Annotated in this window: 9 protein-coding genes and 2 rRNA genes; 5 read left to right on the plus strand and 6 right to left on the minus strand. The window is 50.3% G+C overall.

Going from position 1 to position 9,352, the window contains the following annotated elements:
* Nucleotides 1–128 precede the first annotated feature (128 nt).
* Both GNT65_RS17145 and GNT65_RS17150 read left to right on the plus strand, forming a co-directional pair.
* On the plus strand, nucleotides 129–803 hold the full coding sequence (locus GNT65_RS17145) for a response regulator (RefSeq protein ID WP_160798426.1): 675 nt from the start codon (nucleotides 129–131) through the stop codon (nucleotides 801–803).
* Nucleotides 794–2,143 carry an ATP-binding protein gene (locus GNT65_RS17150; RefSeq protein ID WP_160798427.1) on the plus strand — a complete coding sequence of 450 codons (1,350 nt, stop codon included), beginning with the start codon at nucleotides 794–796 and terminating at the stop codon, nucleotides 2,141–2,143. The genes GNT65_RS17145 and GNT65_RS17150 overlap by 10 nt, the downstream gene beginning before the upstream one ends.
* On the opposite strand, the gene GNT65_RS17155 is transcribed toward GNT65_RS17150, so the two are convergent.
* Nucleotides 2,140–2,835: a 2OG-Fe(II) oxygenase gene (locus tag GNT65_RS17155; RefSeq protein WP_160798428.1), complete on the minus strand. Its 696-nt coding sequence runs from the start codon at nucleotides 2,833–2,835 to the stop codon at nucleotides 2,140–2,142. The two genes, GNT65_RS17150 and GNT65_RS17155, sit on opposite strands and share 4 nt — an antisense overlap.
* A gap of 120 nt (nucleotides 2,836–2,955) precedes the next feature.
* On the opposite strand from GNT65_RS17155, the gene GNT65_RS17160 reads away from it, so the two are divergent.
* Complete coding sequence (locus tag GNT65_RS17160) at nucleotides 2,956–4,221, plus strand: cyclic di-GMP phosphodiesterase (RefSeq protein ID WP_160798429.1); 1,266 nt, start codon at nucleotides 2,956–2,958, stop codon at nucleotides 4,219–4,221.
* An 89-nt stretch (nucleotides 4,222–4,310) separates the two neighbouring features.
* Nucleotides 4,311–4,619, plus strand: a complete 309-nt coding sequence (locus GNT65_RS17165) for a DUF3135 domain-containing protein (RefSeq protein ID WP_160798430.1) — start codon at nucleotides 4,311–4,313, stop codon at nucleotides 4,617–4,619.
* Between the two features lie 30 nt (nucleotides 4,620–4,649).
* Here the strand turns inward: GNT65_RS17165 and corA are convergent, their stop codons facing one another.
* Both corA and GNT65_RS17175 read right to left on the minus strand, forming a co-directional pair.
* A complete protein-coding gene (corA, locus tag GNT65_RS17170; RefSeq protein ID WP_160798431.1) occupies nucleotides 4,650–5,597 on the minus strand; it encodes a magnesium/cobalt transporter CorA in 948 nt (315 codons plus the stop codon).
* Nucleotides 5,598–5,758: 161 nt separating this feature from the next.
* The gene (locus GNT65_RS17175; protein WP_160798432.1) at nucleotides 5,759–6,127 is read right to left on the minus strand and encodes a hypothetical protein; all 369 of its coding nucleotides are present in this window, start codon (nucleotides 6,125–6,127) and stop codon (nucleotides 5,759–5,761) included.
* Nucleotides 6,128–6,291: 164 nt separating this feature from the next.
* Here GNT65_RS17175 and GNT65_RS17180 point away from each other — a divergent pair, with 164 nt between their 5' ends.
* Complete coding sequence (locus GNT65_RS17180) at nucleotides 6,292–6,993, plus strand: DUF2057 domain-containing protein (protein ID WP_160798433.1); 702 nt, start codon at nucleotides 6,292–6,294, stop codon at nucleotides 6,991–6,993.
* A 44-nt stretch (nucleotides 6,994–7,037) separates the two neighbouring features.
* On the opposite strand, the gene GNT65_RS17185 is transcribed toward GNT65_RS17180, so the two are convergent.
* The 3 genes from GNT65_RS17185 to GNT65_RS17195 all read right to left on the minus strand — a co-directional run.
* Nucleotides 7,038–8,057, minus strand: a complete 1,020-nt coding sequence (locus tag GNT65_RS17185) for a patatin-like phospholipase family protein (protein ID WP_244952215.1) — start codon at nucleotides 8,055–8,057, stop codon at nucleotides 7,038–7,040.
* Between the two features lie 788 nt (nucleotides 8,058–8,845).
* A 5S ribosomal RNA gene (gene rrf, locus GNT65_RS17190) occupies nucleotides 8,846–8,961 on the minus strand.
* 282 nt (nucleotides 8,962–9,243) lie between these two features.
* A 23S ribosomal RNA gene (locus GNT65_RS17195) occupies nucleotides 9,244–9,352 on the minus strand; the annotation flags it as partial.

A 9,352-nucleotide genomic window follows, 5' to 3' on the forward strand; every position in this document is an offset into this window, starting at 1 on the left:
TTAAGATGAGTCAGTCCCTGTTAAGCTGACCTATTATAAATTAATGTTTTATAAAACGTCCTCTGCTCGGTTAACAATTGCCCTAACCGGTCACCGAGCGAGCACTTAAATAAACATAGGCAAAACATATGAGAATTTTGGTCGTTGAAGATGATCCCCTCCTGTCCCATCACCTCAAGGTACAACTGAGTGAGTTGGGCAACCAGGTTCAAGTTGCACTGACCGCCAAAGAAGGTTTTTATCAGGCAACTAACTATCCCATAGACATTGCCATCATCGACTTAGGTCTGCCGGATCAGGACGGTATCTCGCTTATCCAGTCTCTGCGCAAGGCCGAACTCAAGGCGCCCATTCTCATCCTCACCGCCCGAGTCAACTGGCAGGATAAGGTAGAGGGGCTCAACGCCGGCGCCGACGACTACTTGGTTAAGCCCTTTCAGAAAGAGGAGCTGGTCGCCAGGCTAGATGCCCTGGTGCGTCGCAGCGCAGGCTTCGTCAAGCCTCAAATCACCAGCGGACCGCTTGAGCTGGATCTCGCGGCTAAACAGGTCACCCTAGATCAGAGCCCCATGGAAGTGACCGCGTTCGAATATCAAATTTTGGAATACCTGATGCGCCACTGTCACGAAGTCGTCGCCAAACAGCGACTGCTAGACGTGATCTATGGCGATAAAGAGGGAGACCCCAACACCATAGAGGTGATGGTCAGCCGCCTGCGTAAGAAGCTCACCAAGGGCGGACTGGAAAACCCTATCGCCACCATACGCGGTCAGGGTTACAAGTTTAATCTGCCATGCAAATAAGATTTAAGCCCAAACAGCGCCTGCTCACGCGGATGTTTCTCACCTCCCTCTCCATCATCGCCTTGGTGGGGTTTGGTCTCGCCTGGCTGGTCAACCTGCTATACGCTCAAAATAGCTATAACGAGGAAACCGCCGAGCTCATCGCCGAGATCCCCAAGGTGGCCGCCGAGCTCAGGGAACACGACCTGATCCCCGAGACCTCGGAGTGGCTGGAGGAGAACAACACCCCGGAAAAATATATCATCGCCAGCTGTGACGAGGAGTTTAAGCAGGTGTGGACCTCCTCCCTGGCCGTGGATCGCGGCCTGTTTGACACCTGTGAACGCTTCAACGAGATACGTTTCGACTCCCCGCCCTACTACCTCAACCTTGCCGACAGTAAAAACTACTTCGTCTATCTACTGTCGGTGGAGATCGCCAAGCAGAAATACAACCTGTTGGTAATGAAAGATGCCCAGAAGCTGGAGAAGGAGTTCGACAAGTTCAGTCGCCGCACCTATTGGCGCTTGGGCATGATCTTAGCGCTAGCCTTGGTGCTCTTGATCAGCGCCGGTTACTGGGGAATGCGTCCCCTGGTGCGTATGCGCAACGAGCTGCAACAGGTGAGCAGCGGTAAAGCCAAGGCACTCTCCGAAGACTATCCGGTGGAGCTGGAAGGGGTCACTCAGGCCCTCAACCAACTGTTGGTGCAATCCAGTGCCCAGCAGGAGCGATATCAGAACGCCATGAACGACCTCGCCCACAGCCTAAAGACACGTCTGGCGGCGGTTCATGCCATCACAGATGACCAGAGTCTAAATAAAGCGAACGCCAGCGAGAAGATCATGGAGCAGGTCAGCCAGATGGATCAGTTGGTCAAGTATCAGCTCAAGCGCGCCATGCTCGGCCGAAAAGGGCTCAAGCAGGAGCAGACTCTGGTAGCACCACTGATCGATCAGCTGTCACAGATGCTGTTTAAGGTCTACCGTGACAAGCAGATCCAATTTAGCGCCAATATTCCGGATGATCAGGTGTTCCCCGGTGACAAGGGCGATCTGATGGAGCTATGCGGCAACCTGATGGAGAACGCCTTCAAGTTGTGTATTAGTAAGGTAGCGGTCACCGCCTGCTATAGCGACGACAGCGAGTTTATCTTAATAGTGGAAGATGACGGCCCTGGAGTGCCCGAGGCCATACGTCAGCGGATCATAGAGCGCGGCGTGCGTGCAGACACTCAGAAGGCGGGTCAAGGCATAGGGCTTGCCGTCTGTAACGAAATCGTCTCCAGCTACAACGGCAGCCTCAGCATAGATACCTCTTATCTGGAAGGGGCGAGGTTCACCATTAAGATCCCGCTTTAACCCACTGGCGCGTACAGCTTCTCGGCGCGGTTAAACATCACCCAGGAGGTGGCGATATACTTATCGCCACTGATGGGCATATTGCCTCTGTGACTGTGGGTAAATCCTGCCGGGGCGATCACCATGGTGCCTTTTCTTGGCTTGATCTTACGCTGCTGATAGAAGAACTCGGTTTCACCACCCTCTTCCACATCGTTCAGATAGAACATATAGAGCACGACCCTGTGCAGCGCCTCGTTGTGTCCCATCTGAGGAAACTGCTCCGAGTGCCAGTGCGGATAGCCGCCCTTGCCCTTCTGATAGTGCTGAATATTTATGGTACCGCTACGGTACAGATACTGCACCAAAGGCTGCACCCTGTGCCTACCCAGGGTATCGAAGTTGTCCGGAGTCAAGGTCTGTGGCTTACCCTGTTCATCGGCCAGAGTCACCGCCACAGCCCCCATCAAACCCAGGGCATACTTTTCAAAATATTGGGCGCTGTGTTTTAGCGTATAATTAAGTAGTTCGTTTCTCAGTGGCTGCAATTCCTGAAAGTTATCCATGGTGATATCACGGCTAATTTTCTTTTCCAGGTCAACACCATGACCCGTAATACCATCAATGACACCAGGATGTGTTTTGATGGTCTCGATGAGACGATCGCACAGTTCATCTGGAATGGCATTGGGGTAGACTTCAATGAAATCCATGTACAACTCGCTAAATTAGACAGTTTTGTGATGTAACTATGCTGACACATAGCTTAAGTAATTGTAAAGCCAGCTGGTTCAGATAAAATAACGCGCAACTACAGGCAAACGTAAAGACACATGAGCAAAAGCTGTAAGGTAAGCACAAACCAACTTCAAGTGGGCAACTTTGTTAGATTACCTGTCTCCTGGAAAGACCATCCCTTTCTATTTAATTCCTTTAGACTCAAGCAGGAAGCTCAGATCGAACTGATTAAAAAACTCGGTATCGAATATGTGTTTGTCGACCTGGATAAGAGCTCCGCACCGCCTCTGGGCAAAGAAGATGCCTACGATGCTCCCAGCTTTAAAGATGAAGGCGAGCTAACTCAACTCAGCCAACAGATGAGTCAAAACAAGCAGGAGCGTATCGAACACCTTAAGAAACTCAGGCGAGATCTAAAGAAAACCGAACAGGAATTCGATCGCTCCGTCGCCATGATGCGCAACCTGATAGCCAAGCTAAGAAATCGCCCGCTCAACGCTATTTCCGATGCCAAGGAGCTAATCAACGGCATCACCGAAGAGCTACTCAACTCTGACAACCTGGTGCTACACCTGATGAGTGATGCCAAGGATAACGAGGGGATCTACTATCACTCCCTCAACGTGGCAGTGCTCTCTATGATGATCGCCAAAGAACTGGACTGGCCCAGAGAAGATATCGAGGCTGTCGGCATGGGTGCCCTGTTCCATGACACGGGTAAGCTTAAGATCCCGCCTCAGCTGCTGCGCAAGAAGACACCGCTCACCCAACCCGAGCTTAACTTCATCAAGCAACATCCTGCCATGGGCATTGAACTGCTAAAGCTGGCCGATAATTTTCCCGAAGATGCTGCTCCCATAGTAAGAGATCATCATGAATTTCTCGACGGCAGCGGCTATCCAAGAGGGTTAAAAGCTGATCAGATAACTCTGCCTACCCAGCTAGTCGCCGCCGTCAACCTCTACGATCAGCTCTGCCACCCAGAGGGACAGATTAAGGCAAGAACCCCCTATGCAGCGCTGGGTTACCTGTATAAGAACTACAAGGAAAGATTAAATCAGGACGCCATAGGTAAGCTCATCAAGATGCTTGGGGTCTATCCGCCTGGCAGTGTCGTTGAGCTGTCCAGCGGTCAATATGCCATGGTGATGGCGGTGAACCTTGAGAAGATCCTCTTCCCAAGGATCTTAGTTTACGATGCGCTAGTGCCTAAAGAACAGGCGCCTATCGTGGATCTGGAAAGCGAGGGGCTCACCATAGTTCGGTGTATCTCACCTTCCGCCCTGCCCGAGAAGATCTTCAAATACCTGAGCCCCAGAGAGCGGGTCAGCTACTTCTTCGGTGGTGACAAGAAAGCGTAAAGCGCGCCTGACTGTATTTCTCCGCAGGCCAGACTAAAATTAGAGTACTGGCCTTGCATTATGGTGTTTATGCGCTAAGGGGAAAGAGTATGGTGGAGCTACCGGATTTCGACAGCCTGAAATGGCTGGCGCAGCACGCGCCGCAGCAACTGGCTACCCTGCAGAAAAACCTCAACAAGGCACTGATCAGTGAGGCCAATGCCAACAACCGTGCCCAGCTGGAAACCATTCGCCATCACCTCGAGTTCAAGCTGTCGCGCTGCGCCACGCCATACGCCCGCAGCTATATGGCGCTGCAGCTGATGAACGATAAATTCATTGCATTAAACCAGGTGATCAATCAGCCCGACCTTTACACGGAAAACAGAGCCAAGGTGCTCTGTTATCCAGGTAAATAGCTAACGCTTAAGGCAAAAGCCCGCCCGATATTAAAGCCAGCCTTTACGCTTGAAGAAGAAATAGGTCGAGGCCGCACTGCCAATCATCATCATGATCGCCATAGGATAGCCCCACTGCCACTCTAGCTCTGGCATGTTGGCAAAGTTCATCCCGTAGGCGCTGGCAATCACGGTTGGTGGCAGGAAGATCACCGCGGCAACCGAGAAGATCTTGATGATCTTGTTTTGCTGCAGACCGCTGAAACCCATGGCCGCGTCAAGCAGGAAGTTTAACTTATCGAAGATGAACTGACTGTGAGGCATCAGAGACTCGATATCTGACAACATCTCCCGCAGATCTTTCAGATCTTCCTCGGTCAGCTTACCGCGATAATAACGCTGCATATAGCGCAGGGAGCGCTGGGTATCGAGTAGACTCAATCGGATCTTACCGTTAGAGTCTTCCTGCAAGGTGATGAGTTTGAAGACATCATCCAACTCATCGCTCTGAAAGACCTGCTCACCCACGTTATCGAGCACCGAATACACATCCTCGATAAGATCCGACAGATAATCTACCTTTAGATTAAACAGCTCCAGGAAGAGTGCCTGTGGCGTCTGCACCTCTAAGCGCCCCAAACGCAAATAGTTACGCAGCAAACGGATAAGCCCCACGTCATCTTCCCTCAGGGTCACCAAAAACTGCGGGCGCAGGTTGAAAGAAACGTTCACCCCTTTCACATCCTGTCCCACTCGCTGGGGGAACAGAGAGTTAATATGTAGACCGTCCTTGTTTTGATAGAAGCGTGCCGAGGCTTCGATTTCGTTGATATCTTCCTCGTCCGGAAGCTCCTCTGCCGAATAGCCCCTCAGCCATTCACGCTCATCATCTTCAGGTTTGTAGAGATCCAGCCATAAGGTACCCTCGGGAACACTGTCTTGAATATTCAACTCGACAATGGATAACTTATTCGCTTGAAAGACATAAGCCGTGATCATAGGGCCTCCTGAAAAAGACACTTAGATGAAAACGCACCACATCCAAGCGCAGGGTATAATTTGGCGTTATTCTACCGAATAACGCGCCATTGAACAGCCTAATCGACTGCTAATGAAGGGAATATAATCAAAATAAAAGTGAAGTGGCGATTAAAGCCAGTCTACCTCATATTCGGCGGAGTATCGGCAATCACTATCCGCTCTTGGTTCGATAGGCGCACCTTAAGACCATCGACAGTGGTAAAGGCATCGCTCTGCAGCTCACGCTTACGTACCTGGTAGATCTCTTTCGAAGCCGAAGCCGGCGAGATAATGGTGACATAAACCACCTGATTGCCTTCATGCCAGGACCAATACCAATAACCACCACTCCCCAAGAGCGCCAGGACAGCAATCCCAAAGGCAAGGTACTTAAACACGATGCGCTGACCCAGCTGACTGGCCGTAGGTTGGCTGGCCACCTTAGGTCTGCGAAGGTAGGCGATCGCCCCGGCGATCACTAACAGAGTCACTAAAATTTTAGTTAACACGCTATGCTCCTGAAATTAATCTCCACCATTATAGAGTCTTAGCAAGCAAATTACTGTAACCCATCCCCCAGGATACTCAAAAAGCCCAATGGCGACTTGTAAAGTTGTCCAATTGGGCTGCGAGGTGCTATAACACAGGTAAGTAATTCTTTTCTCGGTATACCATGAAATCTTTAATCCATTGCTTCTTCCTGATCCCACTCTTTTTTGTACATGCTCACGCCGAAGTCACCATCACTCTGCCAGATAACGCAGAGCCACTGCTGCTTAACACTAAGAATATCACTAGCCATCAGCTGATCTCGCAAAATGGCCCCCAGCAGCTGGTCTTTAATGCCCGCGCCAGCTACCGTGAATTCGGTCAACAGAAGCGCTTCGTCTCAGAGACCCTTATCGTCACCTTCTCTGGCGAAAACAATCACTACCGCGTCAGCCTACCTAAGATCAACTCGCCTAGATCAGCTGAAAAATTTAACGACTCACCCTCGGTAACCATCAAAGATACCCAAGGTCATTCCGTCTCCTACAAGATAGATAAGCTACATAAAGATGGGATCCAGCTCGGCCGCGACTACAGGGAAGAGATAAAAACCTACAATTTGAGCCAAGGCATTGCGGCTATAGAAGTCAACCAAACTATTCACAAAGCATCTCCTAACGCTTCAAATGATAAGACGGACCTTGCCGCTGTCGGCGACAGCGAGCCGGCCCAACAGGCAGCCAGTCAGCCGCAAAGTGCTGCGCGCCGCGACCAGATCAATGTGGGCCAGATGCTGGACTTTTGGTATGAACAGGCAGATGAAGCGACCAGAGAAGCCTTTAAAAAGCGTATAGGACTAATTGAGCAGGTCCAAAGCGGGCAATAGCTCCAACACACTGAAGACTAGCAGTATTGATAGGAGCAAGAGTATTAGGCAGCACTCTTCAAAGCCGATAAGCTCTCCTGCTTTAGGAACCTAAAACCAGTCTGGCGTCCAAGCCGGTAATCCCTATCAAGCTCGGCGGTCGAACTGCCGAGTAACTTGCTCGCCAGTGTATGGCGTGGAAACAACTGAATGATCTCGACACCCTCAGGCGGATTGTGGATAAAGGCGAGTGAGCGCTTATATTCGGCTTCATGATGTAGGAAGTACTCTATCGCCCTCGGGCAGCGATTCGAGCTACAGAGCCAAGACTTGAGACGATTCACCCAAGGCGTATAAGCCTGGTATTCCTTGGGCATGGTACGTATCACCACTATCTTAGTCGCCCCACGCCGATAGGCCTCTTCCACAGGCAGGGGGGCGGACAAGCCACCATCGACATAGTAACTATCCTCCAGTGGCACCCCTTGACGGTAGAGAAACGGAAGAGCACTCGATGCCTTGAGTAACTCCAGCCAATTCTGCTTATTGGGCTGACGAAATATCGCCTGATAATTTGAGCCATTGGTCATGCTAAAAAGCAATTGACGATGGTTCAATGCCCTCATTCCTGCTGATAGATCCAAGCCGAACGACTCGCCTTGCACTTGGTTAAAAAACCAATCGAGATCCACAGTGCTCTTTCCGGCAAGGCCCCGACGTACCTTCACAAAATGCGGATCGCGAGACAAGCCCTTAATCGCCTGCTTAGCAAAACCTATCTGACCCGTAAGATAACTGGAGAGATTCTGAGCACCAGCGGAGGTACCTATGAGCAGCGCAAAAGGGTTATAGCCTCTCTCCAGCCAGACATCCAACACGCCAGCGGTAAATATTCCCCGCTGCCCGCCCCCTTCGGCAATCAGCGCCGTGTTGAACTGAACGGGCGTAAGCACTTTCTCAAGCTGATTGTCCCCTATCTCTGAAACATAGGGTTGTCCTACCAGAGAAAGCGAGTCGGTAGAATCAAGCTCAGGAAAGACAGTATTAAGAGAATGCATCACAGATTTAGTGCCCCAATTAGCCATTAGCCTTAACCCTAAATCTAAAGACTCCAAGCTCCCCTGTATAATTGAATGATCAAATCATGCAGATAGAAAAGATCTATTAATGCTCAAGTTAGCTCAAAGTCACCTTCCCGAGCCCTCACATGTGGGCGTATGGCATCCGCTTAGAACTAGACGCCGAGAGTAGAAATTCTACAGTTACATTGTCATCATTTTTAAAAAAGCAAAAGAACCGTAGCGCCAGGAAATGACCTACTCGGTTCGCGCAATGAACACATGAGAGCGTAAGGCATCCGATTAGAACTGAACACAGGAAATAAACATTCCAGCTACTTTGTCAAAAGCAAAAAACCGTAGCAGCTGGAAATGACCTACTCGGTTCGCGCAGCGAACACATGGGGGTGAAAGTGAGGCTCTTTAAATACGCAGTATTTAGTCTTACTTGAACGCGGAGAAGCTATGCTTCGTAGCCGGAGACCCCGCTCAGCGGTGGGGCGACTGCCATGGATGGTGAATTGTCGATGATAAAAGGAGCATTTACAGACCGACGTCGAAAGTAGGCGCCTGTCATGGCCGGCTTCAAGGCAGATATCAGTTACTAACTCCCCCTCAATCTCACATGGGGGTGTAAGACATCCGCTTATCAAGCGCAGCTTGATGGGTAACTGGAGCGCGAAGCAGCTAGGCTGCGAGCTGAGGGGCTCACCTACGAAGTGGCTGTGGGCTGCATGTGAAGTAGTTGCTTTCGCGAAGCGTATAAACGAAAAAATCCCCAACACTAGGTGCTGGGGATTTATCGTTTATTAGGCGCCTGGAAATGACCTACTCTCACATGGGGAGACCCCACACTACCATCGGCGCAATTGCGTTTCACTTCTGAGTTCGGGATGGGATCAGGTGGGGCCACAATGCTATGGTTTCCAGACAAATTCTTACTGGTTAATTCTTCGTCTAACGGCATTGTTTCCTCGCTGCAGTGCTCATGTACTCTAGTACACTCCGCGCTTCGCTTCGTTACGGCTTTGTCAGCCAAACAATTACCTGCGTAATTAACCAAAATAGTAAATTTAGAAAGCTGTTTGAGTCTGCACTTCAATCAAGTACTTTTGTATTCTTCTGATTTTCGTAAACCATTATCGCGACCTCCATGGAAGGAGGAAGTACTTTAAACGTCAGGAACGTTTCAAGTAAAACCCTTTTGGGTTGTATGGTTAAGCCTCACGAGTCATTAGTACAGGTTAGCTCAACGCCTCACAACGCTTACACACCCTGCCTATCAACGTCCTAGTCTCGGACGGCTCTTTAGAGACCTTAAA

Origin of the sequence: Shewanella insulae, from assembly GCF_009831655.1 — a bacterium.
Taxonomy (GTDB): domain Bacteria; phylum Pseudomonadota; class Gammaproteobacteria; order Enterobacterales; family Shewanellaceae; genus Shewanella; species Shewanella insulae.